Genomic DNA, 23478 nt, shown 5'->3' with positions numbered 1-23478 from the left:
GGTACAGCCGGATCGGGAGGACGCAATGATGATTTCGCGCAGAACACTGCTGGCCGGGGGTGTCGCGTTGGGCGCGGCGGCGATCGCCGGGTCGGTCTTCCCGTGGATCGACGACGCCGAGGCGCGCGCCTATCCCTTCCAGCTCACCGATGCGCAATGGCGCAGCCGCCTGACGCCGCAGCAATATGCGATCCTGCGGGAGAAGGCGACGGAACGGCCGTTTACCCACCCGCTGAACCATGAGAAGCGCAAGGGCACGTTCCGGTGCGCCGGGTGTGAGCAGCCGCTGTTCGCGTCCAGGACCAAGTTTGACAGTGGCACCGGCTGGCCGAGCTTTTACCAGCCATTACCCGGTAGGGTGGGCACGAGCACGGATCGCGACCTGGGCTATGCCCGGACCGAGGTGCATTGCGCGCGCTGCGGCGGGCATCTCGGCCATGTGTTTGACGATGGCCCCCGGCCGACGGGGCTACGCTATTGCATGAACGGCGGAGCGATGACGTTCGCCCCGGCGACCGGCTAGCGCTCGATCCGGTAGACGAGCATATAGTCGACGCCCGGGACTTTGACGGGGGTGAGCCATGACGGCCTGTGGCCCGCCACCAGTTGCGCCACCAGTCCGTTGGGCTGCGCTTTTCGGTATCGTCCCGTCTCGTCGAGATTGGGGCATACCAGCAGATAGCGTGCCGATGTGCTCAGGATAATCGGGCGGGCCTGATCGGGAGGTGCAAGGAACGCGTGCACGACTTTCCCGATGCCTGCGACGTTCCGGTGATGTCCTGTCCCGATCACACTGTGCGATGTGCGCAGCAGAATGCTCGGGCCGATGTCGAGCGGGGCAAACAATGTCGTCGTCGGCATGTTTGCGAGCGCGGCGATTTGGGCGGGGGAGGAACAGGACGTCGATGGAGTGACGGACAGCGGGGCAGGGGCCATCAGCACTGCTGCGCTTGTCAGCCCCGCCGGGCTGATCGCGCACAGCGGCAGCACTAGCGCCACCCGCGCTAAGGCCGATTTCATCGTCTCGACGCGTGCATAAAGCCCGGCGATCATCCACGCCGAACCGGGGAGCGCGAAGAGATGCGCGACGCTCATCGAGCGCATGACGAGGATGGCGACGCACAGCCCGCCCGCTGCCAGCAGCCCGAGCGAGAGCCACTGCACCCGCCGGGCGGGATCGGGTTCGCGCTTCCATGCGACACACAGGCCGATAATGCCCGCAAGTGAAGGGAGCAGGATGATCGCGCGGAGCATGGGATCCTGTTTCCAGATCGGCAGACCTTCAAGAACGCCCTTGTACCAGAACTCATAGACCACCGGATCAAGCGTGGCGAACGGCCCGGCGAGGCAGCGCCCGCCGATGCGCGCGAACAAGAATGCTCCGGCAAGGCCTGCGACTCCGGCGGGAAGGAAGCGGAGTATGGCCCGGTCTTGCGGAACAAGCCGGTGCGCAATCCAAAGCGCCGCTGTCACAGCAGCAAGCGGGGCCAGATAGACCGGAGACATGGCGTCGCAGTAGGACATCAGGCTGCCGGTCCAGCCATGGGTGAGCAGCAGCAACCCGGCGCAGCCAGCGACCAGCACCAGCATATAGGTCATCAGGCGCGGCCATTCTGCCGCACTTTGCGCGTAACGGACAGCCATCACGCCGCCCACCAGCGCCGCGAAGGGGAGTGCCTCGCTGGAAATATGCAGCCACATCGCCATTGCGAGCGCGGCAATGATACCTCCTTTGCGCGGATCGTGGTGGAGTACGCCACCCATAGTGGCAGCGGCCATGACGATCTGCCACGCATGATGGTCGATCCGCAGCGGCGGGGTCTGGGCCAGGATTGCGAAGGATGTTGCGAGCAGCGCGATCGCAAAGAGCGACAGGCCGTTGCCGAGGAAGTCCCGGAGCGCGCGGCGGAACAGCAGGAACAAAATCCCCAAGGTGATCAGGGGCACGGCGACGCACGCCACGACCTCCGCGCCATGGGCCCCGAGCAGCGGGCGAAACAGCGCTATCAGCCCGGCGATCGGCAGATCGAGCAGCCGCGACCAGTGCATCGGCCCGCCAAAGGGCGGATTGACCCGGTGCTGGCTGACATCGAACCAGCTCTGCCCGTTCAGGAAATCACGAACCTGCACCAGCCGCATCGCATCGTCAGGGTCACGAAAATCGAGGATGTCGAAACTCCCCCAATAGCGCACCATCCAGACAAGGACGCATTCCAGCCACAGCGCGAACAGAACCCATTGCGCGTGACGCCCCCGGTCGATCCAGCGGCCGGATTTCGGTTCAGTAAAGGAGGGAGCGCTGCTCATGCGAAAACGACGGAACGGCGCAGCATCCATGTCGCCTGAAAGCTGACGGCGATTGCGCCCAGCTTGGCGAGGCGTGCGTCCAGCCCGAAATGCGTGCCAATGCCGACGATCGCGCTGGTGATGGCGAGGCCGATCATGGCGGAGGCGATGAACAGGCCCTTTTGCTGGGTGCGCTGCCGCGCATCGCGCGCAGCGGCGCCGGAAAAGACGAGGCGCGACGAGATGATCCAGTGCAGGACAAGGCCCGCACTATAGCCGATCGACGATGCCGCGATCGGCGGTACGCCAACGCGCAACATGAGCAGGAACAGGCCGATGTCGAGACACAGGGCGGCCGCGCTCGCTGCAACATAACGCGCATAGGTGACGCGCCACAGATAGGCCGACACCCGGCGCACCATGGATCAGGCGGCCCGGCTGGTGGATTTCGTGGAGGGTGCCTCGAGCTTAGCGGGGACATCGCGGACGCTTGCCAGCGCTGCGCGCTCACCCGACGTCAGTTCCGGGGTTCCCGCCGCCGCGATCTGGCCTTCATCGCCCGCCTCATGATATTCCGCGTCTTCGTTGACCGCCCAGGTGTCGTAAAGGCGCTCGCCCGCGACGATGTTGCGCACCGTCAGCATCGCTGTCATCATCGCGTGATCCTGGTTGTTGTAGCGGTGCATGCCGTTGCGGCCGACAAGATGCAGTGTGGGATATTTCGTTTCCAGCTCGGTGCGCATGGTCAGTACATTGGCGGCATAGGCGTCGTCATAGACCGGATAGGCCTTTTCCTGCCGCACGACCGCACCGCCGACGACATCCTGCGGGCGGCAAAGGCCCAGGATCGCCATCTCGCGCTTGGCGAATTCCACCAGTTCTGCATCGCTTGATGACCACAGGCCATCGCCCTCAAAGCAGAAATATTCGAGGCCGACGCAGGCTATGGTGGCATCAGGCACCATTTCGGGCGACCAGCTGCGGAAATTCTGCACGCGGCCGACCTTCACCTTGCTGTCGTGAATGTAGATCCAGTTGTCGGGGAACAAGTCGTCCGAACGGATCATCAGGGCGACGGTCAGGAAATCGCGATATTTGAGGTTGAGGGCATCGCTCAGCGTTTTGGGCAGCGGATGGATGCGCCCGGCCAGTTCGCGCATCGGGGCGCTGGAAATGACATGGTCGGCGTTGATAGTGATGCTCGCGCCGTCCTGCCGGGTCGCGCGGACGCGCCAGCGGCCGGTCACCTGATCCTGCATCACCTGCTTGAGTCCGTGGCCCATCAGCACGTGGTTTCCGGCAGCGATCACCTTGTCGCGCGCCGCGTCCCACATCATGCCGGGGCCGAGGCGTGGATAGCGGAAGGTTTCGAGCAGCGTCTTCGTTTCCATGCCGTCATTGGGACGCTTGTTGAGGCCGAGACTGCGTTTCAGCCCATCGAGCACTGCCCCGCCGAGCGATAGCCCCTTGATGCGCTGCGCGGCCCAGTCTGCCGACATCTCGTCGCAGGGCATGCCCCACACCTTTTCGGTGTAGGTCTTGAAGAAAATCGAAAACAGCTTGTGGCCGAACTGGTTGACGACCCAGTCCTGGAAACTGCGCACATTGCGGTTGGGGAACAGTTTTGCTTTCGCAAAGCTCGCCATGCAGAGCGTCGAGCGCCAGAGGCCCAGATTGCCCAACGCTTCGAACGCGCGTAGCGGATAACTGTAGAATTTGCCTTCGTAATAGATGCGACTCATCCGCGGACGCTGGATGAAATCGTCGGGCAGGATCTCGTTCCAGAGGTCAACGACTTCCTGCGACTTCGAAAAGAAGCGGTGGCCGCCGATGTCGAAGCGAAAACCGTCATGCTCGACCGTGCGACTGATGCCGCCGACATAGACCGGATCTTTCTCGATCACGGTCACGCGCAGTCCCTGTTTGGAGAGCAAATAGGCGGCGGTCAGGCCCGCTGGCCCCGCGCCGATGATCGCGACATCCGTGCTGTGGTCTCCCAGCGACATAACATATTCCCCGGCAATTACGTCCGATGGGGAGTGAAGGAAATCTTCTAAGGAATGGTTAAGAATAGGTGATCGACACGTGCAAAAGCACGACGGTCCGTGCGACAAATCGAGGAACTGCGGATGCCCTACGATGGTTTTCTTTTCGAAGCGGACGCACAGTGCGCCTGCCGGAATGGAAAGGAACTCCCCATGGGTGAACTGATCGACAAGGCCAAGGGTGCGGCGAACGAGGCCATCGGCCGTGGCAAGCAAGCGCTGGGTGACCACAACCGCGATCCCGACCAGAAAGCAGAGGGTCAGGCACAGGAACTCAAGGGCAAGGGCCAGCAGCTGAAGGGCTCGGTAAAAGGCGCCTTGGGCAACAAAGTCTGATCTCTTTCCCTCAATGACAAAAAGGCCGTTCCCGACCGGGAGCGGCCTTTTCCTTGCCGGGTATAAAGGAAAAGGCGTTGGTCTAGGCGGTTAACTCTCTTCCGTTTGCGCGCGACTGGCGCTAGGGACGTCGGCATGACACAGCCAACTACCCTGTACCAGAAAATCTGGGACGCCCATGTCGTCGAGCGGCGGGACGATGGAACCTGCCTGATCTACATCGACCGTCACCTCATCCATGAAGTGACCAGCCCGCAGGCTTTTGAAGGTCTCCGCATCGCCGGCCGCAAGGTGCGTCGGCCCGACCTGACGCTCGCGGTGCCCGACCACAATTTGCCCACGACCGCGCGACGCGACGCGGCAGGGAACCGTATTCCGATCGCCGATCCTGAGGGTGCGGGGCAGCTTGCCGCGCTGGAACGCAATGCGCCCGAATTCGGCATCCGCTATTTCGGCGATGCGGACCCGGAGCAGGGGATCGTCCATGTGGTAGGCCCGGAACAGGGCTTTACCCTGCCGGGGACGACACTTGTGTGTGGCGATAGCCATACAGCGGCGCATGGTGCGCTGGGCGCGCTGGCCTTCGGCATCGGCACCAGCGAGGTCGAGCATGTGCTGGCGACCCAGACGCTGCTGCTCAAGCAGTCCAAGACGATGGAAGTGCGCGTCGATGGCGAACTCGGCCCCGGTGTTACGGCGAAAGACCTGATCCTCGAAGTCATCCGCCGCATCGGTACGGCGGGTGGCACGGGCCATGTCATCGAATATCGCGGATCGGCGTTTCGTGACCTCAGCATCGAGGGGCGACTGACCGTTTCCAATATGTCGATTGAGGGCGGCGCGCGCGCTGGGCTGTTCGCGCCCGACGAAAAGACGTTCGCGTATCTGAAAGGGCGGCCGATGGCGCCGCAGGGCGCGGCCTGGGACGCGGCGGTTGCCTATTGGAAGACCCTTGTAACGGACGAGGGCGCGGTGTTCGACACGTCCGTCGTGTTCGACGCTTCGGAAGTGGTGCCGAATGTCACCTGGGGAACCAGCCCCGAGGATGTGGTACCGATCACCGGAGTCGTTCCGGCGCCGGAGAGCTTCGCCGATCCCTCCAAGCAGGCGGCGGCGAAGGCCGCGCTCGATTATATGGGGCTGACGGTGGGGCAGCGGATGGAGGACGTGCCGGTCGAGCATATCTTCATTGGAAGCTGCACGAACAGCCGGATCGAGGATCTGCGCGCGGCGGCTGCCGTGCTGAAAGGCCGGAAGATCGCGGGCACCATCCGGCAGGCGCTGGTCGTGCCGGGTTCGGGCCTCGTCAAGCGGCAGGCGGAGGCCGAAGGACTGGACCGGATCTTCACCGAATCGGGCTTTGAATGGCGCGAACCGGGCTGCTCGATGTGCCTGGGCATGAACCCGGACAGGGTGCCTGCGGGCGAGCGGTGCGCGTCGACATCCAACCGCAATTTCATGGGCCGACAGGGGCCGGGCGCGCGTACGCACCTCGTCTCGCCCGCGATGGCGGCGGCGGCGGCGATCACCGGGCATCTGACAGACGTAAGAGAATTGGTGGGAGAGACGGCATGAAGGGTGCATTCTGGCTGATGGTGCTCGGCGCATTGGGAAGCGCCGCGATTGCGGTGCGGCTCGGTCATGCGGCCGATGGCGCGACGAAGGTTCGCCCTGTCGCGACTACGGCAGAGAAGAGCGCGCGCTGATGGAGCCGTTGAAGACGGTCGAAGGCCGGGCCTATCCGCTTGGTACCAAGAATGTCGACACCGACATGGTCATCGCGGCGAAATGGCTCAAGACGATTTCGCGCGTCGGCCTCGGCAAGGGTGCGTTCGAAGCGTTGCGTGCCGACCCCGACAATGTGTTCGACGACCCGACCTACGCGGGCAGCCCGATTTTGATCGCGGGCGACAATTTCGGGTGCGGATCGAGCCGCGAGCATGCGGCATGGGCGCTCATCGACATGGGCGTGCGCGTGGTGATCGCGCCGAGCTTCTCGGACATCTTCGCGAGCAACGCGTTCAAGAACGGTATCCTGACGGTTGCCGTGCCGCAGGAAGCGGTCGACCGCCTGATGGAAGTCGCCAAGACCGATCCGATCCATGTCGATCTGGAGGCGCAGAGCGTGACGACGCCGTTTCAGGACCGATTTTCGTTCGAGATCGATCCGTTCCGCAAGTCCTGCCTGCTCGGTGGGCTGGACGAGGTCGGGCTGACGCTCGGCAATACGAGCGGGATCGAGCAATACGAGCAAAAGCGGGCCGCCGACCAGCCATGGCTCGTGCCTGCGGTTGCGTGAGGGCGTCGGCATCCCTATCTTATTCACCACAGGGTTTATCATCCGGGGCAAGCACATATGACCAGTTTTAACGATCGCGAGAAAGCCTTCGAATCGCAGTTCGCGCACGATCAGGACATGCAGTTCCGCATCACGGCGCGCCGCAATCGTCTGCTCGGTGAATGGGCGGGCGCGAAGATGGGACTGACCCCGGCCGAGACCGATGCCTATGCGAAGGCGGTCGTGCAGGCTGACTTTGAGGAAGCGGGTGACGAGGATGTCATCCGCAAGCTCGTTGGCGACCTCACCAGCGCGGGCGTTGAGATCGACGAGCCGACGGTGCGCGCTGCGCTCGAAGAGCAGGCGGTGATCGCACGCCGCATGTTCATCGAACCCCAATAGGACGTCGCCCATGCCGATGAGCGCGCAGGAAATCGAAAACATGATCCGCGCGGCCATTCCGGATGCGCAGGTCGATATTACCGACTTGCGCGGCGATGGCGATCATTATGCCGCGCGTGTGGTGTCGGAGAGCTTTCGTGGCCTGAACCGCGTGCAGCAGCAGCGGGCCGTCTACGCCGCCCTCGATGGCCGGATGGGCGGCGTGTTGCACGCCTTGCAACTGACCACGGCGGTTCCCAACTAAAGGCTTGCAGGCAAGCGCCTTTTTCCCGTTTCGGAGTTTGAAAAATGACACAGGCCATTGAGGAACGCATCGGTCAGATCGTCGGATCGAACGATGTTGTGCTGTTCATGAAGGGCACCCCCTTGTTCCCGCAATGCGGGTTTTCGAGCCGCGCGATCGCCATCCTTGAGCATCTGGGCGTCGCCTATGATACGGTCGACGTGCTGCAGGATCAGGAAGTGCGGCAGGGCATCAAGGCCTTTTCCGACTGGCCGACCATCCCGCAGCTTTATGTAAAGGGCGAATTCGTTGGCGGCAGCGACATCATGATGGAAATGTACGAAGCCGGTGAGCTTCACCAGATGATGGACGAGCTGGGCGTCGCGAAGGCGGAGTAATCGCGCGCTCGTTACGAATACCGGCTGTAAACACTGGAACTTTGGGAAACCCGGGCGGGGGATGCGTCGCGGAGATTGTGGCGCCGGCATCCCCCTATATTGAACGGGTATGCCGAAAGAGACGCAGGCTTCGTGCCAGATTCGGGGATCGACGCTTTGCTGCGGATGGCGATGGTTAACGCCAATTTAGCTGCATAGGCGCTGTAAAATATTCCGACGAATTTTACCTGTTTTTTCCGTGCGCTTGAATAATCCTCGCGAGATGGCACATGGGAAGCATGGACGCACCCTTTGACATTTCCACCCTCCCTGCGGGAGAGGCGATGACACTCTCGCCGCTGGTGCGCCGGGTTCTGGCGCCGAACCCGTCGGCCTTCACCTTTACCGGCACGCAAAGCTATCTGGTTGGTAGCGCAGATGTCGCGGTGATCGATCCCGGCCCGGCGGATGCGGATCATCTCGACGCGTTGGTGCGCGCGATCGCGGATCGGCCTGTGACGGCGATCCTGTGCACCCATACTCACCGCGATCACAGTCCAGCCGCCGCGCCGCTTGCCGCGCGAACGGGAGCGCCGATCATCGGTTGTGCGCCGCTGACGATGGAAGACGACGGACCGCGCGCGGATGCCGCGTTCGATGCGGATTACGCGCCCGACCGGGTCCTGCGTGACGGCGATCGGATTGCCGGGACGGGCTGGACAATCGAGGCGGTGGCGACGCCGGGCCACACGTCCAACCACCTCTGTTTCCATTTGCGGGAAGAAAACGCGCTGTTCACCGGCGATCACATCATGGGCTGGTCGACGACGATCGTTTCGCCACCGGACGGCGATATGGGCGACTATATGCGATCGATGCAGCGGCTGGCCGACCGGGACGATGCGATCTATTACCCGGCCCATGGCGACCCCGTGGACACGCCGCAGCGGCTTGCCCGCGGGATGATGGGCCACCGCAAGAGCCGCGAGGGCCAGATCCTGCGCCATATCGCGTCCGCGAAGGGCCAGGGCGCGAGCATAGCGGATATGGTCGCGGCGATGTACAAGGGGGTCGATACCCGCCTTCATCCGGCGGCGGCGCGATCGGTGCTGGCGCATCTGATCGACCTGACGCAACGGGGGCTGGTGCAGAAGACGATCGATGATCGGTGGGAGACTGCGGGGGCATGAAGAAATGGATCGGGCTGGGGGTGCTGGCGCTGGTGCTGTTCGGGGCGGCGTTCGGCGGAGCTTATTATATCCAGCAGATGTTGAACGAGAAGGTCACGGGTCAGGTCGAGACCATTGCCACGTCGAGCCTGACGGGCCTCAAGGAGCAGGCGCGGCTGACGCCCTTCGTTGCGCGGTTCGTCGCGGTGGTGACGACCAAGCAGGAACGGCTCGGCCTGACCGCCGAGCGGACGATGATCCTGCCTGGCCTCGTGCGGTACGAGATCGATCTCAACGCCATCAAGCGGCAGGATGTGAAGTGGGACGAAAAGACCAAGACCCTCTCCGTCAGACTGCCGCCCTTGATCCTGTCGGGGCCGGAGGTTGATTTGAATGGCATCCGTACCTTTGGACAGGGCGGGATCTTGCTGAGCCTCACCGATGCCAAGGCGACGCTGGATGAGGCGAACAAGATACGCGGACAGGCCGAGCTGCTGATTCAGGCGCGGGAGGCGGTGCCGATGCGGCTCGCCCGCGACGCTGCCCGCAATGCGATCGAGCGCAGTTTTGCTATGCCGCTGGCCGCGGCCAAGATAAAGGCCAGTGTGAAGGCGCATTTCGCCGACGAAGAAGGACAAGAATGACATGGACGCACGTGGTGGAATGGGCGGCAGCCTTGCGGGGCTGGACCTGCTGGCCGAGATCAACCGGCTGCGCAAGGAACGCAACGCCGTCATCCTCGCCCATTATTATCAGCGGCCCGAAATTCAGGATCTTGCTGATTTCGTGGGCGATTCGCTGGAACTCTCGCGCAAGGCGGCGGCGACCGATGCGGACGTAATCGCGTTTTGCGGCGTGCGCTTCATGGCGGAAACGGCGAAAATCCTGTCGCCCGAAAAAATCGTCGTGCTGCCGGACATGGACGCCGGATGCTCGCTGGAGGACAGCTGTCCCCCCGACAAGTTCGCCGCGTTCCGTGCGGAGCACCCGGACCATATTGCGCTCACCTACATCAACTGCTCGACCGAGGTGAAGGCGCTCAGCGACATCATCGTCACGTCATCGTCGGCGGAAAAGATCCTTGCGCAGATCCCGCCGGAGCAGAAGATCATCTTCGGCCCGGACAAGCATCTGGGCGGCTATCTCGCGCGCAAGACCGGGCGCGACATGCTGCTGTGGCCGGGCGTGTGCATCGTGCACGAGGCGTTCAGCGAGACCGAGCTGGTGAAGCTGCAGGCGCAGCACCCCGACGCGCCCGTCGCCGCGCACCCGGAATGCCCCGCGCATATCGTCGAGCATGCCGATTATGTCGGGTCGACCAGCGGCATCCTGCAATATGCGAAGGATATGACGGGCGACACGCTGATCGTCGCGACCGAGCCGCACATCATCCACCAGATGCAGCTCGCCATGCCGGAGAAGACCTTCATCGGCGCGCCGGGCGCGGACGGGAACTGCAACTGCAACATCTGCCCCTATATGGCGCTCAACACGCTGGAGAAGCTGTACCTCGCGCTCCGCGACCTGACGCCGCGCGTGGAGATGGACGAAGAGCTGCGCCTGGCGGCGAAGAAGAGCCTGGATCGCATGCTCGAGATGGCGAGCGGAACCGTGGGGCAGGGGGATCTGGGGGCGCGGTGATGGACGAGCAGACAGGATATGCTTTGCTTGGGCAACTGGTCGCCGAAATGCCGACTACTTTATCAAATAGAAATGCTCCCTTTGATGTTGAAGAACATAGATGGCTGGGCAGGGCGATCGTCAGATCCGAGCCATTTCTCGATACTGTAGAATTTGCTATGCTGAAGGTCGCTGCCCAAGGGATGGATGGTATCCTTCGCTCGAGCAACGCCAGAAAAATTTCTATATTATTGAATACTGCTTTGGCGCGGGCTGAAGAGAAGATTGGAACGCCGTCTAGGGGTTCCTTTTTGCCTGCGGCGTCTCCTTTTGACGCGCTGATGCAGATCGACAAAATTGTCTCAGACGCAAATCTATCAGTGCTCTTTGTAGACCCCTATTCTGACGAGAAACTACTCAATGAGTTTGCACGCACAATACGCGAGGGAGTAAGCATCAGAATCTTGTCGGCACGACAAAAAGTGAAGGCAACCCTGAAAGTTGCCGTCGATCGGTGGGTAGAACAGTTTGGTCAGGCGAGGCCGTTAGAAGTACGATTGACTGAGCCATCCGCTATTCACGACCGGCTAATCGCTGTAGATGATCAGGGAGTTTGGATTGTTGGTCAATTTTTCAATGGTCTAGCAGCCAAAGCACCTACAACTATTATGCGACTAGAGCACGAGCCTGCCCAATTGAAATTGGAGGCCATGAGAGCGCTTTGGGAGATTGGTCATGACCTTCTTGCTTCCTAACTTCGATCTTTCCGCTTTCATTGCGTCCACTCTTGCTGAAGATCTTGGTGGGCCGCTCGGCGCGGGCGGGCGCGACGTGACGTCGGAAAGCGTTATCCCGGCCGATGCGCTATTTTCTGGGGTGATGGACAGCCGCGACGCTGCCGTCGTTGCGGGCCTGCCCCTCGCCGAGGCGTTCTTTCGGGCGCTCGACCCGGATATTGAGGTCACAATCCTGGTGGAGGAAGGGCAGAAGGTCGCCGCCGGCACGGACCTGCTCCGCGTCCGGGGCAAGGCGCGGGCGATGCTCACGGCCGAGCGGTCCGCGCTCAATACCGTGCAGCACCTGACCGGGATCGCGACGATGACACGCAGCTATGTCGACCGGATCGCCGGGACCGGCGCGATCTTGCTCGACACGCGCAAAACCATCCCCGGACTGCGGGTGCTCGAGAAATATGCGACGCGCATGGGCGGCGCGACCAACCACCGCATGGGCCTGTACGATGCGGCGATGATCAAGGACAATCATGTCGCGGTTGCCGGATCGGTGGGCGAGGCGGTGCGCCGCGCAGTCGCTGCCGGTGTTGAGCGCATCATTGTCGAAGTAGATCGCGTGGACCAGATTGAACCGGCGCTTGCCGCAGGCGCGACCAACCTGTTGCTCGATAATATGGGTCCGGCCACGTTACGCGGCGCGGTGACGCTGGTGGGTGGGCGCGTGCCCACGGAAGCCTCGGGCGGAGTGACGCTCGACACGATCCGCGCGATCGCCGAGAGCGGCGTCACCTATATCAGCGTCGGACGGCTCACCCAGTCGGCTCCGGCGGCGGATATCGGCCTGGATTTCGATGAAGTGTAAGGCTGCGGCCGTAGCCCTGCTGCTGGCCGGGTTTTCGCCCGTAGCCGCTCATGCGCAGGCGACCGCCTGCGCCGTCCCGTACAGCCTACCGCGCCCGCGTCCGGTGTTGCCCGGACCAGGGGAAGCACGGCGGGTCCTGCCGATCGGTGGTTATACGCTGACCCTGTCGTGGACCCCGCAATTCTGCGCCGGGCCTGCGCGGTACAGTCGGGATGCGGCGATGCAGTGTGGCGGGGCGATCGGGCGGTTCGGGTTCATCCTGCATGGGCTGTGGCCGGAAGGGACGGGGCGGCAATGGCCACAATTCTGTGCCGCCGCGCCGCTGGTGCCGCCGCAGGTACTGGGCGAAAATCTGTGCGTTACGCCGTCCGTGCAGCTGATGCAGCATGAATGGGCGAAGCACGGATCGTGCATGGCGCGCGACGCGGATGCGTATTTCGACCGGGCGCGGGGGCTGTACCAGCGGCTGCGCTTTCCGGATATGCAGGCGCTGGTGCGGCGCAAATCGCTGACCGCGGCGGATGTCGCTGATGCGTTTTCGGTGCGCAATCCCGGCATTGAGCGGAGCGCCATACGTTTGCAGCTGGGGCGGGGCGGCTGGCTGGAGGAAGTGTGGGTCTGCCTTGGCACAGGATTTGCCGCGACGGCCTGTCCAGCCGGTAAGCCCGGCGTGAATGGGCGCCAGCCGGTGCGGATCCGATCCTGACTATCGTTCCGGCGCGAACAGGCGCTGGAGCGGGTGACTGCCCCGTGGGGAGAGCTCGAACCCGTTGAGGCGGCGGGAGACCAGCGACCAGCGCAGCGGCGCACCGAGCGGAATATAGCCCCCGTCGGCCTGAAACAGGCTTTCCGCTTCAGCCAGCCGCGCCATTCGTTCGTCGAGCGTCGGCGCTGTGGCGGCGTCGTGCAGGCGCTGTTCGGCTTGGGGGTTGCAATGGACCTGCCGTCGGCAGCTGATCCGGCCAAGATACCAGAAGGCGCTGTCATAGGGCGCGACCTCGTCGATCAGGGTGAGATCGCCGCCTTTCTCGACCTTCTCCACCTGAATGCCGATGCGCCGCCAGTCGCGGGCAATCGAGAGGAAAATGAGGCTTGCCCCCGGCCCGGTGGGCATGGTGACCTTGATCACGGGCGTTTCGCCGTCGTTTTGCGATTTCCAACGGGTGACGATGCCGCGTGCCAGCGCGAGCCGGTCGGCCATGGGCATGTCGCCCCAGCGCGGACGGGTGGGGGGGCGGGGCAGGTTGTACTGCTTCGGGATAATCTGGTCGCTGACCGTCCAGTTGGAGATCGCAAAGAGAGGGGGAAGCTGCTGCCGGTCGACGGCCATCGCGAGCGCCTCGCGCATACCCGGATCCTGCGTGATACCCCGCTTGCCGGTCACGGCGAGGCCGAAAAGACCGTCGACCGGATCGATGCGCACCGCGCGCCCCTCGACATTGGCGAGCGACAGATAGGGCAGATCGGCGATGGTACCCCCCAGCACAAGGTCGGCTTCCTCGTTGACGAAGCGCATCACCGCGCGCGCGGCGCGCTCACCATAGAGAATGCGATCGTCACGGGTCTCGCCTTCGGGTTTGGGGGCGTCGGGGTCGGCAAGAGGATCGGGCAGGGGGTGGAGGTGGAGGCTGTTGCCGCGCCGCTCCTTGAGATAGGGGCCGGTGCCGCCGCTGCGTCGCGCCACCGCCATTTGCGGCTGAGCGAGCATGACGAGGAAATTGGGACGTGGCTGGGCGAGGCGGATCTCGATCACGTCGGTGGTCATCGGCAGCACGTCGGTGACCGCCGCCATATTGCCATAAGGGTCGAGCAGCGACCAGGCGCGGATGCGCGCTTCGAGCAGGCGGGCGACCTCGCGCGCGTCGACCCGGTCGCCATCGGCCCATTGGGCGCGGCGCAGACGGAAGATGTAACTGCGCCCGTCATCCTCAACGATCCACCGCTGCGCGAGCGCGGGAATGACTTCACCATCGATGTCGAGGCTGACGAGGCCCTGCGCCGTTGCTCCCAGAGTGACCCGGCCCGCCGTGGACGCATTGTTGGTGAGCGGCTCGACAATCTCCTGCGTCCGGCCGATCACGCTCACCACGACGGGGCTGTCGTTCGTCTGCCGGTCGCATGCGCTGAGCATCGCCAACGGCAACAGTCCCAGGAGGGAAAGGAGGAAACGAGCGGGCATGGAGGCAAAAGCCTGTGTTCGGTATACGAGGGTCCGCCCGGTGTATCGCGCCGCGCGCCCCGCGCCAACCCGCTAATACGACGAACGTCACGGCGATGGATATCGCCACCGGCGCTTGAGGCCCCACAGCTTCGACCCATCGGGTTCGCAAGGCCGAACGGCCGCCCGAGCTTTGCGAGGAAAGCCAAGGCGACGGATGTCGCCGCCAGCGCTTGAAGCCCAACAATAAAATGGTGCGGACGGCGGGACTTGAACCCGCATTCCCAAACGGGAGGCGGATTTTAAGTCCGCTGCGTCTACCGATTTCGCCACGTCCGCATGCGGGCTTGCGCGATCCCCGCGTCTGCCCTGCGGCTGTGCAGTGCCGCTTGGCAGGCGCTTCGTCAAGTCGGCGCTCGGTTCACCGAAAATAGGTCAGTAGTACTTGACTATTTTTGGGCTATGCCTAGATGTGCGGGATCTCGCGGCGTCTGCATATTCCGCGCGCCTTTTTTCAAGCCAGGGAAATGCTTATGTCCGATCCTGTCGTCATCCTGAGTTACGCACGCACGCCGATGGGCGGGTTTCAGGGCGCGTTGTCCGCGTTAAAGGCGACCGATCTGGGCGCGGCTTCCGTCAAGGCGGCCGTCGAGCGCGCGGGCGTCGCACCGGACGCAATCGAGCGGATCTATATGGGCTGCGTTTTGCCCGCCGGTCTGGGCCAGGCGCCTGCACGGCAGGCGGCGCTGGGCGCGGGCCTTCCGTTGAGCGTCGAGGCAACGACCGTCAATAAGATGTGCGGATCGGGGATGCAGGCGGCGATCATGGCGCATGATGCGCTCGCGGCCGGAAGCGCCGATGTGATTGTGGCGGGCGGCATGGAGAGCATGACCAACGCGCCCTATGCCCTGCCCAAGCACCGGGCGGGGGCGCGCATCGGTCATGATCGCATCATCGACACGATGATGATGGACGGGCTGGAGGATGCCTATTCCCCGGGCAAGGCGATGGGCGTGTTCGCCGAGGATGCGGCGCGCGACTATCAGTTCACTCGCGAAGAGCAGGACGCCTATGCGATCCGTTCGCTGGAGCGCGCCAATGCGGCTATCGACAGCGGGGCCTTTGCCAAAGAGATCGCACCCGTCACGGTCACGTCGCGCGGTGGCGACACGGTGGTCGATACCGACGAGCAGCCCGGCAAGGCGCGCCCGGAAAAGATCCCTTCGCTCAAGCCCGCCTTTACCAAGGATGGGACGATCACGGCGGCGAATGCATCGTCCATCTCCGATGGCGCGGCGGCGCTGGTAATGACGCGGCAGAGCGTGGCCGACTCGCTCGGCCTTAGCCCGGTGGCGCGCGTGGTCGCCCATGCCGCCCATGCGCATGAGCCGGGGCTCTTCACCACCGCGCCGGTCCCTGCGATCCGCAAGCTTCTCGACAAGGCCGGGTGGAGTGTGGACGATGTCGATCTGTTTGAAGTGAACGAGGCGTTCGCCGTCGTCGCGATGATCGCTGCCAGGGAGCTGAACATTCCGGCGGAAAAGCTGAACGTCAACGGTGGCGCGACGGCACTGGGCCACCCGATCGGCGCGAGCGGTGCGCGGATTATGGCGACGCTGATTGCCGCGCTCCAGCACCGCGGATTGAAGCGCGGCGTGGCGAGCCTGTGCATCGGCGGCGGCGAGGCGACGGCCGTTGCGGTCGAATTGATCTGAGAGGAACCAGGACATGCAGATACAGGGTTTGGCCGCCATCGTGACCGGTGGCGCATCGGGGCTGGGTGCAGCGACCGCGCGAAAACTGGCGGCGATGGGCGCAAAAGTCACGTTATTCGATCTGAATGCGGAGGTCGGCGAAGGCGTCGCGCAGGAGATCGGTGGCCTGTTCCAGTCGGTCAACGTCACGGATGAAGCGAGCGTCAACGCGGGGCTGGATGCCGCGCAGGCGGCGCATGGCGTTGCGCGTATTCTCGTTAACTGCGCGGGCGTTGCCCCGGCGATCAAGGCGGTGGGGCGCGAATTTGTGCCGCATCCGATGGAGAGTTTTCGCAAGGCGGTCGAGATCAATCTGGTCGGTAGCTTCCTTGTCGCTTCGCGCTTTGCCGCCCGCCTGCAGCAGGCCGAAGCATTGGGTGAGGAACGCGGCGTCATCGTCAACACCGCATCGGTTGCGGCGTTCGACGGGCAGATCGGGCAGGTGGCCTATGCCGCGTCAAAGGGCGGCGTGGTCGGCATGACGCTCCCCCTTGCGCGGGAATTCGCACAGTCGCTCATCCGTGTCGTGACGATCGCGCCGGGTATATTCTGGACGCCGATGCTCGCGGGCCTGCCGCAGGCCGCGCAGGATTCGCTGGGCCAGCAGGTGCCGCACCCCAGCCGCCTTGGCAGGCCAGAGGAATATGCGATGCTCGTGGAAAGCATCGTCATCAACCCGATGCTCAATGGCGAGACCATTCGTCTCGACGGCGCGATCCGCATGGCTCCGCGCTAAGGGCGGATCGACATACGGAAACGAGCAGGGCGGGGATTTTCCTGCCGCCTTGCAATATCGCCCGGTCCCGGCCATATGCGCGTCCGGGAGTCGGGCGGACGTGGTCGTCGCCAACCTGGTCAGATCCTGACGGAAGCAGCCACAACGATTTTGCCGCGGGTCGTTCGGCTCCCACCGCGTTGTCGCTCCGGCGGGCGATCCTGCCTTCGACAAGTGCGGGTTGACCCGCTAGAACATCCGCGATGACCGATTCCCCTTCTTCTGCCCCCGCCGCCTATCGCGTGCTGGCGCGCAAATACCGCCCGCAAAGCTTCGGCGCGCTGATCGGGCAGGATGCGATGGTGCAGACGCTGGGCAACGCGATCAAGCGCGGGCGGCTTGCTCACGCCTTCCTGATGACCGGCGTGAGGGGGGTCGGCAAGACATCGACCGCGCGGCTGATCGCCAAGGCTTTGAACTGCATCGGTGTGGACGGGCAGGGCGGCCCGACGATCGACCCGTGCGGGGTGTGCGAACCGTGCATGGCGATTGCCGAGGGGCGCCATATCGACGTGATCGAGATGGACGCTGCGTCCCACACAGGCGTCGACGACGTGCGCGAGATCATCGAGGCGGTGCGCTATGCGGCGGTGTCGGCCCGCTACAAGATCTATATCATCGACGAAGTGCATATGCTCAGCAAAAACGCGTTCAACGCCTTGCTGAAGACGCTCGAAGAACCGCCCGCGCATGTCAAGTTTCTGTTCGCCACGACCGAGGTGAACAAGGTGCCGGTGACGGTGCTGTCCCGCTGCCAGCGCTTTGATCTGCGACGTATTTCGGCGGAGAAGCTGGCGGATCACTTCGCCGCCATCGTTGCGCAGGAAGGCGTGGAGGCCGAACCGGCCGCGCTCAAGATCATCGCGCAGGCGGCCGAAGGGTCCGCGCGCGACGGGCTGTCGATCCTCGATCAGGCGATCGCCCATGCCGAAATGGCGGGTGCAGAGGCGAGCGGCGAAGCGCGCGCGCGCGTTACGGCCGATCAGGTGCGCGACATGCTTGGCCTGTCGGATCGCGGCGCGGTGCGGCGGCTGTTCGGGCTGATCCTGTCCGGCGATACGGCGGCGGTCCTCGCCATGCTGCGCGACCAGCATGACCTCGGCGTCGAGCCGCTGTCGCTGATCCGGGGGCTGATGGAGATCGTCCATGCGGTGACGGCGGCGAAGGCCGGACGACGGTCCGACGACCCCGCGCAGTCGGTCGAGGAGCGGGAGGCGCTGGCTGACTGGGCAAGCGAGCTGGGTTTCGCGCCGCTGCACCGGCTGTGGCAGTTGCTGCTCAAGGGGCACGAGGATGTGGTGAGCGCCACGATGCCGGTGGAAGCCGCCGAAATGGCGCTGCTTCGCCTGATGCACGCCGCGAGCCTTCCTGACCCGAGCGAGTTGGCCCGCCTGTTGCAGGAGGGCGGCGGTGTTGTGCGTGCGCCCGTGCTTTCGTCTGCGCCCGCGCCATCAGCGGCTCCGCAGGCCAATGCGCCCGCAACGTTCGAGGCCATGGTCGACCTGTTGTGGAAGAACAAGCAGAGCGCGATTGCCGATGAGGTGGAACATCGCGTCCGTCCGGTGCGCTATAGCGCCGAGGGCGAGTTGCTGTTCCAGCCCGCTGCGCCCGTGGGCGAAGGCTTTGTACAGAAGCTCAAGGGCGCGCTCGACCAGATCACCGGGCTGCGCTGGATTGTGACGATTGGCGACGGTGATCAGGGCGAGACTCCGCAGCCGACGCTGTCCGAGCGGGCCGAGGCCGAAGCCGCCGCGGCCATTGCAGCCATCCGCGATATGCCGGTTATCAAGGCGGCGCTGGAGACCTTTCCGGATGCCGAACTGATCGGTGTCGATGAAACCGCAAAATGGAGCGCAAGTGCATGAAAGACTTGAACGAAATTCTCGGCATGGCCAGCCGGGTGCAGGAGGAACTGGCGCGCGCCCAGGAAAATCTCGACAAGATCGAGGTTGAGGGCGTTTCGGGCGGCGGCGTCGTGCGGGTGCGCGCCACCGCCAAGGGCCGTGTCGTTGGGGTGTCGATCGATGAAGGTCTGCTTGCTCCTTCGGAAAAGCAGATGGTCGAGGATCTGGTTGTCGCCGCGTTCAACGACGCGCGCAAGAAGGCCGACGAAGCCAGCAACAGCGAAATGAGCAAGATGACCAGCGGCTTACCGCTCCCCCCCGGTTTCAAGCTGCCGTTCTGATAGGCTATCGTGGATTCATTATCGTCGCGTTCAGCTTTTCAGGTGCAGGATGGACCGCGAACATTGATTGGCGCGCTATACAACACATATAGGGTCCAACACACCAGAGAGGGCAGGTGCCGCACATCGGGCCGCCCATGGAGACTGAATTGACCACACATTATCCCCTGTTGCCGTTGCGCGACATCGTTGTGTTTCCCCAGATGATCGTTCCCCTGTTCGTGGGGCGCGACAAGAGCGTGTCCGCCCTTGAGAAGGCCATGGAGGCGGACAAGGAAATTTTCCTCGTGTCGCAGCTCGATCCGGCTGAGGACGATCCCGATCGCGACGCCCTGTATGACATGGGCGTCATCGCCACCGTATTGCAGTTGCTCAAGCTGCCCGACGGCACGGTGCGCGTGCTGGTCGAAGGCCAGCGGCGCGGGCGGCTTGTTTCCATTGCTGCGGCCGACGGGCATGTCACCGCCGAAGTCGAAGCGGTGGAGGAGCCCGATACCGCAGGCGCGCAGGCGTCGGCGCTGATGCGTTCGGTTGCCGACCAGTTCGAGAATTACGCGAAGCTCAACAAGAAGCTGCCCGCGGAAACCCCGGTGCAACTGCGCGAGATCGAGGAGGCCGGGCGTCTGGCCGATGCCGTCGCTGCCAACATCAACGTCAAGGTGTCGGACAAGCAGGCGCTGCTGAGCGAGGTCGATCCTTCCAAACGGCTGGAGATGGTGTTTGCCTTCATGGAAGGCGAGCTGGGCGTGCTGCAAGTCGAGAAGAAGATCCGTGGCCGCGTCAAGCGCCAGATGGAGAAGACCCAGCGCGAATATTACCTCAACGAACAGTTGAAGGCGATCCAGCGCGAGCTTGGCAACGGCGAGGGCGAAGAAGCCGACGAGCTGGCCGAGCTGCAGTCCAAGATCAACAAGATGAAGCTTTCCAAGGAAGCCAAGGCGAAGGCCAACAGCGAACTGAAGAAGCTGAAATCCATGCAGCCCATGTCGGCCGAAGCAACCGTCGTGCGCAATTATCTCGACGTGCTGCTCGGCCTGCCGTGGGGCAAGAAGAGCAAGGTCAAGACTGATCTGAAGGCCGCGCAGGGGATCCTCGACGAGGATCATTTCGCGCTGGAGAAGGTCAAGGACCGGATCGTCGAATATCTTGCAGTGCAGGCGCGCACCAACACGGTGAAAGGTCCGATTCTGTGCCTCGTCGGCCCTCCGGGTGTCGGCAAGACGTCACTCGGTCGTTCGATCGCGAAGGCGTGCGGACGCGAATTCGTGCGCCAGTCGCTGGGCGGCGTGCGCGACGAAGCGGAAATCCGGGGGCACCGCCGTACCTATATCGGCTCTCTGCCGGGCAAGATTGTCTCCAACCTCAAGAAGGCGGGGACGATGAACCCGCTGTTCCTGCTCGACGAGATCGACAAGCTGGGTCAGGATTTCCGGGGTGATCCGGCCTCGGCGCTGCTCGAGGTGCTCGACCCGGAACAGAACAGCAAGTTCCAGGACCATTATCTCGAAATCGACGTCGACCTGTCCGACGTGATGTTCGTGACGACGGCCAACTCGCTGAACCTGCCCCAGGCGCTGCTCGACCGGATGGAGATCATCCGGCTGGAGGGCTATACCGAGGACGAGAAGGTTGAGATCGGACAGCGTCACCTGCTCCCCAAGCAGATCGAGGCGCATGGCCTGAAGGACGGCGAGTTCACCGTCACGGAGGAAGGCCTGCGCGATTTGATCCGCTATTACACGCGGGAAGCGGGCGTGCGCACGCTGGAACGGGAAATCGCCCGACTGGCTCGGAAGGGGCTGCGCAAGATCCTGGAAGGGAGCACGGAGCGCGTCGAGGTCACTTCGGCGAACCTTTCCGAGTTCGCGGGTGTGCGGAAGTTCCGCCACGGCGTGGGCGAGGAAGAGAACCAGATCGGTGCCGTAACCGGCCTTGCCTGGACCGAGGTGGGCGGCGAGTTGCTGACCATCGAATCCGTCACCGTTCCCGGCAAGGGCATGGTGAAGACCACCGGCAAGCTGGGCGAGGTCATGAACGAGTCGATCCAGGCGGCGTTTTCCTATGTTCGGGCGCGTTCGCCTGGCTATGGAATCAAACCGAGCATCTTTTCGCGCAAGGATATCCATATCCATCTGCCCGAAGGGGCGGTTCCCAAGGACGGTCCGTCGGCGGGAATTGGCATGGTCACTTCAATCGTTAGCACTCTTTCCGGTGTGCCAGTGCGAAAGGATGTCGCCATGACCGGCGAGGTCACCTTGCGGGGCCGCGTGCTGCCGATTGGGGGCCTCAAGGAGAAGCTGCTGGCGGCGCTGCGGGGCGGCATCAAGACGGTGTTGATCCCGGCAGAGAACGAAAAGGATTTGGCGGAAATCCCGGCAAATATCCGCGAGGGCCTGGAAATCATTCCGGTCAGCCATGTGGATGAAGTCCTTGCCCGGGCGCTGGTCAGTCCTCTCGAACCGATCACCTGGTCGGAGGAGGACGATCTCGCCGCGCAGCCCCGCCCGGCTGCCGGAGCGGAGACTGACGCTGCACTGCGGCATTGAAGCACAATAGGTCGGTCCGGGTATTTTTTCGCTCGGACCGATCAGTCTTACCTGAAAATTTGCGCTTTCCCTTTGACTCCGGTCAAATTCCACGCCTTTATGGCGCGCGCAATTTTCGCGATTCCAGTTTTTAACACCAACAAGGGGGTTCCCAGGGCATGAACAAGCAGGATCTTATCGGTGCAGTTGCAGATACGAGCGGCCTCAGCAAAGCCGACGCAGCAAAGGCGGTGGAAGGCGTTTTCGATGCGATCACGGGTGCATTGAAGAAGGGCGACGAAGTCCGTCTGGTGGGCTTCGGCACATTCTCGGTTTCCAAGCGTAAGGCGTCAACCGGCCGCAACCCGCGTACCGGCGAAACCATGACGATCAAGGCGTCGACCCAGCCGAAGTTCAAGGCTGGCAAGGGCCTGAAGGACTCGGTCAACTAATAGACGCCGGTCGCCAAGCCGATCGCAGGCTGCCCCCGGGGCAAGCGCGATGGGCAGGCGATTGTCCGTACAGCCCCGGGCGCAGGCGGATCGACCGTCGACCACCCTTGGGTCAGAAAAGGGGAAGGACGTTGTCCTTCCCCTTTTTCGTGGCGGAACGCGGCAAAGGGGAAATGCCGCTTGACGCTGTCCGGGAGCAGGCTTAATTGGCCGCTCGCATGGCGCCTGGCGCCGGCATGGCGATCGTAGCTCAGTTGGTTAGAGCGCTGGTTTGTGGTACCAGAGGTCGGGGGTTCAAGACCCCTCGATCGCCCCATTTCCCCCTTGATCGTCGATCAGGTCGAGATAGCTGACGACATCATTGTCGGTGGCGATGAACAGGTCTTCCTGCACGTCCTGGGGCTGCCGCTCGGCAATGCGCAGCGCCTCCGCCAGAGGGCCGTAGAACAAGGTGGACGCGTTCCCTCCCTCGCTCGCCCCGTCAAGATGATAGAGCCGCACCGAAACATCGAGAGACGTTGTCCGCATCCCATTTCCATGCGCCAAACGCCCGGAGTGCGCAAGCATGCGCATATATGCGCCAGCCGCGCGATGCGGCGTTCCGGATGCGACGTACCGATGGAACATTGAGCCGCCTTCAAAGCTTAGTTCATCAAGCGGGGCACAGGAACAGGAGCATGAACATGGCAGTACGAGAGCCCGACGCAATCGCACTTTTGAAACAGGATCATCGCGAGGTCGAAGACCTTTTTGAGCAATATGAAAAGGCCAAGGCGGACGGACGCAAATCCAAGATCGCCGAGCAGATCTGTAGCGCACTCATTGCTCACACGATGATCGAGGAAGAGATCTTCTACCCCGCGGTGCGCGGCAAGATCGAGGAAGACACCGTCGACGAGGCCTATGTCGAGCATGATGGCGCAAAAATGCTGATCCAGGAGCTGATGAACGGATCGCCGGAGGATGACTTTTACGACGCGAAGATGACCGTCCTTTCCGAAGAGATCAAGCATCACGTCCATGAGGAAGAGGCGCGGTCCGAAGGCATGTTCGCGCAGGCGCGTCAGGCGGGCGTAGACGTCGCCGAACTCGGTCAGCAGATGCGTCAACGCAAGCAGGAGCTGCTGGCCCAGTTCAAGGCTGGCGGACTGCCCCAGCCCAAGACCACGACCTTTGGCCAGATGTCGGCGTCAGCCGGGGGCGTTGCGGTCCCTGCGGAATAGTTCGCTCAATTTAACGACAGAAGGGCGTGCACCTTATCGGTCACGCCCTTCTTTTTGTCTGCGATGCTGTGTCG

At 63.3% G+C, this 23478-nt stretch carries 26 protein-coding genes, 2 tRNA genes and 1 other RNA gene; 23 read left to right on the top strand and 6 right to left on the bottom strand.

Features of this window, described 5'->3' with window-relative positions; translation table 11 throughout:
- The first annotated feature begins 28 nt into the window (after nt 1–28).
- Nucleotides 29–523 carry a peptide-methionine (R)-S-oxide reductase MsrB gene (gene msrB / locus FHS92_RS11545; protein ID WP_184080960.1) on the top strand — a complete coding sequence of 165 codons (495 nt, stop codon included), beginning with the start codon at nt 29–31 and terminating at the stop codon, nt 521–523.
- Here msrB and FHS92_RS11540 read toward each other — a convergent pair.
- From FHS92_RS11540 to FHS92_RS11530, 3 genes are read right to left on the bottom strand one after another with little or no spacing between them, the layout of a single operon-like run.
- Entirely contained in the window at nt 520–2307 is a 1788-nt protein-coding gene (locus tag FHS92_RS11540) for a hypothetical protein (RefSeq protein WP_246351946.1), read from the bottom strand. The genes msrB and FHS92_RS11540 overlap by 4 nt on opposite strands.
- Entirely contained in the window at nt 2304–2696 is a 393-nt protein-coding gene (locus FHS92_RS11535; protein WP_343056723.1) for a GtrA family protein, read from the bottom strand. Before FHS92_RS11535 ends, FHS92_RS11540 begins: the two co-directional genes overlap by 4 nt.
- Before the next feature lie 15 nt (nt 2697–2711).
- A complete protein-coding gene (locus tag FHS92_RS11530; RefSeq protein ID WP_184080739.1) occupies nt 2712–4292 on the bottom strand; it encodes an NAD(P)/FAD-dependent oxidoreductase in 1581 nt (526 codons plus the stop codon).
- 192 nt (nt 4293–4484) lie between these two features.
- Between FHS92_RS11530 and FHS92_RS11525 the strand changes: the two genes are divergently transcribed.
- The 13 genes from FHS92_RS11525 (at nt 4485) to FHS92_RS11470 (ending at nt 13038) form a co-directional block, all read left to right on the top strand.
- Nucleotides 4485–4667 carry a CsbD family protein gene (locus tag FHS92_RS11525; RefSeq protein WP_184080737.1) on the top strand — a complete coding sequence of 61 codons (183 nt, stop codon included), beginning with the start codon at nt 4485–4487 and terminating at the stop codon, nt 4665–4667.
- 135 nt (nt 4668–4802) lie between these two features.
- The gene (gene leuC / locus FHS92_RS11520) at nt 4803–6242 is read left to right on the top strand and encodes a 3-isopropylmalate dehydratase large subunit (protein WP_184080735.1); all 1440 of its coding nucleotides are present in this window, start codon (nt 4803–4805) and stop codon (nt 6240–6242) included.
- Nucleotides 6239–6373 (top strand): hypothetical protein, encoded by a 135-nt coding sequence (locus FHS92_RS18565; RefSeq protein ID WP_281377803.1) that lies wholly within the window; start codon nt 6239–6241, stop codon nt 6371–6373. The genes leuC and FHS92_RS18565 overlap by 4 nt, the downstream gene beginning before the upstream one ends.
- Nucleotides 6373–6966 carry a 3-isopropylmalate dehydratase small subunit gene (gene leuD, locus FHS92_RS11515; protein ID WP_184080733.1) on the top strand — a complete coding sequence of 198 codons (594 nt, stop codon included), beginning with the start codon at nt 6373–6375 and terminating at the stop codon, nt 6964–6966. The genes FHS92_RS18565 and leuD overlap by 1 nt, the downstream gene beginning before the upstream one ends.
- 57 nt (nt 6967–7023) lie before the next feature.
- Complete coding sequence (locus FHS92_RS11510; RefSeq protein WP_184080731.1) at nt 7024–7347, top strand: DUF1476 domain-containing protein; 324 nt, start codon at nt 7024–7026, stop codon at nt 7345–7347.
- A gap of 10 nt (nt 7348–7357) precedes the next feature.
- The gene (locus FHS92_RS11505) at nt 7358–7591 is read left to right on the top strand and encodes a BolA family protein (protein ID WP_184080729.1); all 234 of its coding nucleotides are present in this window, start codon (nt 7358–7360) and stop codon (nt 7589–7591) included.
- A 44-nt stretch (nt 7592–7635) separates the two neighbouring features.
- A complete protein-coding gene (gene grxD / locus FHS92_RS11500) occupies nt 7636–7968 on the top strand; it encodes a Grx4 family monothiol glutaredoxin (protein WP_184080727.1) in 333 nt (110 codons plus the stop codon).
- 278 nt (nt 7969–8246) lie between these two features.
- Nucleotides 8247–9137 carry an MBL fold metallo-hydrolase gene (locus tag FHS92_RS11495; RefSeq protein ID WP_184080725.1) on the top strand — a complete coding sequence of 297 codons (891 nt, stop codon included), beginning with the start codon at nt 8247–8249 and terminating at the stop codon, nt 9135–9137.
- The gene (locus tag FHS92_RS11490) at nt 9134–9760 is read left to right on the top strand and encodes a DUF4230 domain-containing protein (RefSeq protein ID WP_184080723.1); all 627 of its coding nucleotides are present in this window, start codon (nt 9134–9136) and stop codon (nt 9758–9760) included. Before FHS92_RS11495 ends, FHS92_RS11490 begins: the two co-directional genes overlap by 4 nt.
- Before the next feature lies 1 nt (nt 9761).
- Nucleotides 9762–10757: a quinolinate synthase NadA gene (gene nadA / locus FHS92_RS11485; protein ID WP_184080721.1), complete on the top strand. Its 996-nt coding sequence runs from the start codon at nt 9762–9764 to the stop codon at nt 10755–10757.
- A complete protein-coding gene (locus FHS92_RS11480; protein ID WP_184080719.1) occupies nt 10757–11491 on the top strand; it encodes a hypothetical protein in 735 nt (244 codons plus the stop codon). Before nadA ends, FHS92_RS11480 begins: the two co-directional genes overlap by 1 nt.
- A complete protein-coding gene (gene nadC / locus FHS92_RS11475) occupies nt 11472–12332 on the top strand; it encodes a carboxylating nicotinate-nucleotide diphosphorylase (RefSeq protein ID WP_184080717.1) in 861 nt (286 codons plus the stop codon). The genes FHS92_RS11480 and nadC overlap by 20 nt, the downstream gene beginning before the upstream one ends.
- Nucleotides 12322–13038 carry a ribonuclease T2 gene (locus FHS92_RS11470; protein ID WP_184080715.1) on the top strand — a complete coding sequence of 239 codons (717 nt, stop codon included), beginning with the start codon at nt 12322–12324 and terminating at the stop codon, nt 13036–13038. Before nadC ends, FHS92_RS11470 begins: the two co-directional genes overlap by 11 nt.
- Here the strand turns inward: FHS92_RS11470 and FHS92_RS11465 are convergent, their stop codons facing one another.
- Together FHS92_RS11465 and FHS92_RS11460 are read right to left on the bottom strand one after the other, a co-directional pair.
- Nucleotides 13039–14511 carry an ABC transporter substrate-binding protein gene (locus FHS92_RS11465; RefSeq protein WP_184080713.1) on the bottom strand — a complete coding sequence of 491 codons (1473 nt, stop codon included), beginning with the start codon at nt 14509–14511 and terminating at the stop codon, nt 13039–13041.
- 231 nt (nt 14512–14742) lie between these two features.
- Nucleotides 14743–14829, bottom strand: a tRNA-Leu gene (locus tag FHS92_RS11460).
- 188 nt (nt 14830–15017) lie between these two features.
- Between FHS92_RS11460 and FHS92_RS11455 the strand changes: the two genes are divergently transcribed.
- The 8 genes from FHS92_RS11455 to FHS92_RS11420 all read left to right on the top strand — a co-directional run bounded on the left by FHS92_RS11455 (nt 15018) and on the right by FHS92_RS11420 (nt 22497).
- Complete coding sequence (locus FHS92_RS11455; RefSeq protein ID WP_184080711.1) at nt 15018–16205, top strand: acetyl-CoA C-acyltransferase; 1188 nt, start codon at nt 15018–15020, stop codon at nt 16203–16205.
- Nucleotides 16206–16218: 13 nt separating this feature from the next.
- The gene (locus tag FHS92_RS11450) at nt 16219–16980 is read left to right on the top strand and encodes an SDR family NAD(P)-dependent oxidoreductase (RefSeq protein ID WP_184080709.1); all 762 of its coding nucleotides are present in this window, start codon (nt 16219–16221) and stop codon (nt 16978–16980) included.
- An 83-nt stretch (nt 16981–17063) separates the two neighbouring features.
- An RNA gene (gene ffs, locus FHS92_RS11445) (signal recognition particle sRNA small type) lies at nt 17064–17158 on the top strand.
- Between the two features lie 64 nt (nt 17159–17222).
- Entirely contained in the window at nt 17223–18884 is a 1662-nt protein-coding gene (locus FHS92_RS11440) for a DNA polymerase III subunit gamma/tau (RefSeq protein WP_184080707.1), read from the top strand.
- Nucleotides 18881–19204, top strand: a complete 324-nt coding sequence (locus FHS92_RS11435) for a YbaB/EbfC family nucleoid-associated protein (RefSeq protein WP_184080705.1) — start codon at nt 18881–18883, stop codon at nt 19202–19204. Before FHS92_RS11440 ends, FHS92_RS11435 begins: the two co-directional genes overlap by 4 nt.
- A gap of 149 nt (nt 19205–19353) precedes the next feature.
- The gene (gene lon / locus FHS92_RS11430) at nt 19354–21750 is read left to right on the top strand and encodes an endopeptidase La (protein ID WP_184080956.1); all 2397 of its coding nucleotides are present in this window, start codon (nt 19354–19356) and stop codon (nt 21748–21750) included.
- 158 nt (nt 21751–21908) lie between these two features.
- Nucleotides 21909–22181: an HU family DNA-binding protein gene (locus FHS92_RS11425; RefSeq protein ID WP_184080703.1), complete on the top strand. Its 273-nt coding sequence runs from the start codon at nt 21909–21911 to the stop codon at nt 22179–22181.
- 239 nt (nt 22182–22420) lie between these two features.
- Nucleotides 22421–22497 (top strand) — tRNA-His (locus tag FHS92_RS11420).
- Here FHS92_RS11420 and FHS92_RS11415 read toward each other — a convergent pair.
- Entirely contained in the window at nt 22476–22709 is a 234-nt protein-coding gene (locus FHS92_RS11415) for a hypothetical protein (RefSeq protein WP_184080701.1), read from the bottom strand. The genes FHS92_RS11420 and FHS92_RS11415 overlap by 22 nt on opposite strands.
- 155 nt (nt 22710–22864) lie before the next feature.
- On the opposite strand from FHS92_RS11415, the gene FHS92_RS11410 reads away from it, so the two are divergent.
- Nucleotides 22865–23404, top strand: coding sequence for a hemerythrin domain-containing protein (locus FHS92_RS11410; protein ID WP_184080699.1), 540 nt, complete (start codon nt 22865–22867; stop codon nt 23402–23404).
- Nucleotides 23405–23478: the final 74 nt, after the last annotated feature.

The organism is Sphingobium subterraneum (assembly GCF_014199435.1).
Lineage (GTDB): Bacteria > Pseudomonadota > Alphaproteobacteria > Sphingomonadales > Sphingomonadaceae > Sphingobium > Sphingobium subterraneum.
Note: the sequence above shows the minus strand (reverse complement) of the source record. Positions and strands in the feature narration are given on the sequence as shown.

What these genes read in the sequence shown, in the direction of transcription:
- FHS92_RS11470 (WP_184080715.1), top strand. Translation starts at nt 12,322, where the DNA reads ATGAAGTGTAAGGCTGCGGCCGTAGCCCTGCTGCTGGCCGGGTTTTCG.
- FHS92_RS11540 (WP_246351946.1), bottom strand. Translation starts at nt 2,307, where the DNA reads ATGAGCAGCGCTCCCTCCTTTACTGAACCGAAATCCGGCCGCTGGATC.
- FHS92_RS11425 (WP_184080703.1), top strand. Translation starts at nt 21,909, where the DNA reads ATGAACAAGCAGGATCTTATCGGTGCAGTTGCAGATACGAGCGGCCTC.
- FHS92_RS11525 (WP_184080737.1), top strand. Translation starts at nt 4,485, where the DNA reads ATGGGTGAACTGATCGACAAGGCCAAGGGTGCGGCGAACGAGGCCATC.
- FHS92_RS11490 (WP_184080723.1), top strand. Translation starts at nt 9,134, where the DNA reads ATGAAGAAATGGATCGGGCTGGGGGTGCTGGCGCTGGTGCTGTTCGGG.
- nadA (WP_184080721.1), top strand. Translation starts at nt 9,762, where the DNA reads ATGGACGCACGTGGTGGAATGGGCGGCAGCCTTGCGGGGCTGGACCTG.
- nadC (WP_184080717.1), top strand. Translation starts at nt 11,472, where the DNA reads ATGACCTTCTTGCTTCCTAACTTCGATCTTTCCGCTTTCATTGCGTCC.
- FHS92_RS11455 (WP_184080711.1), top strand. Translation starts at nt 15,018, where the DNA reads ATGCTTATGTCCGATCCTGTCGTCATCCTGAGTTACGCACGCACGCCG.
- FHS92_RS18565 (WP_281377803.1), top strand. Translation starts at nt 6,239, where the DNA reads ATGAAGGGTGCATTCTGGCTGATGGTGCTCGGCGCATTGGGAAGCGCC.
- leuD (WP_184080733.1), top strand. Translation starts at nt 6,373, where the DNA reads ATGGAGCCGTTGAAGACGGTCGAAGGCCGGGCCTATCCGCTTGGTACC.
- FHS92_RS11505 (WP_184080729.1), top strand. Translation starts at nt 7,358, where the DNA reads ATGCCGATGAGCGCGCAGGAAATCGAAAACATGATCCGCGCGGCCATT.
- FHS92_RS11480 (WP_184080719.1), top strand. Translation starts at nt 10,757, where the DNA reads ATGGACGAGCAGACAGGATATGCTTTGCTTGGGCAACTGGTCGCCGAA.
- FHS92_RS11415 (WP_184080701.1), bottom strand. Translation starts at nt 22,709, where the DNA reads ATGCGGACAACGTCTCTCGATGTTTCGGTGCGGCTCTATCATCTTGAC.
- FHS92_RS11465 (WP_184080713.1), bottom strand. Translation starts at nt 14,511, where the DNA reads ATGCCCGCTCGTTTCCTCCTTTCCCTCCTGGGACTGTTGCCGTTGGCG.
- FHS92_RS11495 (WP_184080725.1), top strand. Translation starts at nt 8,247, where the DNA reads ATGGACGCACCCTTTGACATTTCCACCCTCCCTGCGGGAGAGGCGATG.
- FHS92_RS11435 (WP_184080705.1), top strand. Translation starts at nt 18,881, where the DNA reads ATGAAAGACTTGAACGAAATTCTCGGCATGGCCAGCCGGGTGCAGGAG.
- grxD (WP_184080727.1), top strand. Translation starts at nt 7,636, where the DNA reads ATGACACAGGCCATTGAGGAACGCATCGGTCAGATCGTCGGATCGAAC.
- FHS92_RS11510 (WP_184080731.1), top strand. Translation starts at nt 7,024, where the DNA reads ATGACCAGTTTTAACGATCGCGAGAAAGCCTTCGAATCGCAGTTCGCG.
- leuC (WP_184080735.1), top strand. Translation starts at nt 4,803, where the DNA reads ATGACACAGCCAACTACCCTGTACCAGAAAATCTGGGACGCCCATGTC.
- FHS92_RS11530 (WP_184080739.1), bottom strand. Translation starts at nt 4,292, where the DNA reads ATGTCGCTGGGAGACCACAGCACGGATGTCGCGATCATCGGCGCGGGG.
- FHS92_RS11440 (WP_184080707.1), top strand. Translation starts at nt 17,223, where the DNA reads ATGACCGATTCCCCTTCTTCTGCCCCCGCCGCCTATCGCGTGCTGGCG.
- FHS92_RS11450 (WP_184080709.1), top strand. Translation starts at nt 16,219, where the DNA reads ATGCAGATACAGGGTTTGGCCGCCATCGTGACCGGTGGCGCATCGGGG.
- FHS92_RS11410 (WP_184080699.1), top strand. Translation starts at nt 22,865, where the DNA reads ATGGCAGTACGAGAGCCCGACGCAATCGCACTTTTGAAACAGGATCAT.
- msrB (WP_184080960.1), top strand. Translation starts at nt 29, where the DNA reads ATGATTTCGCGCAGAACACTGCTGGCCGGGGGTGTCGCGTTGGGCGCG.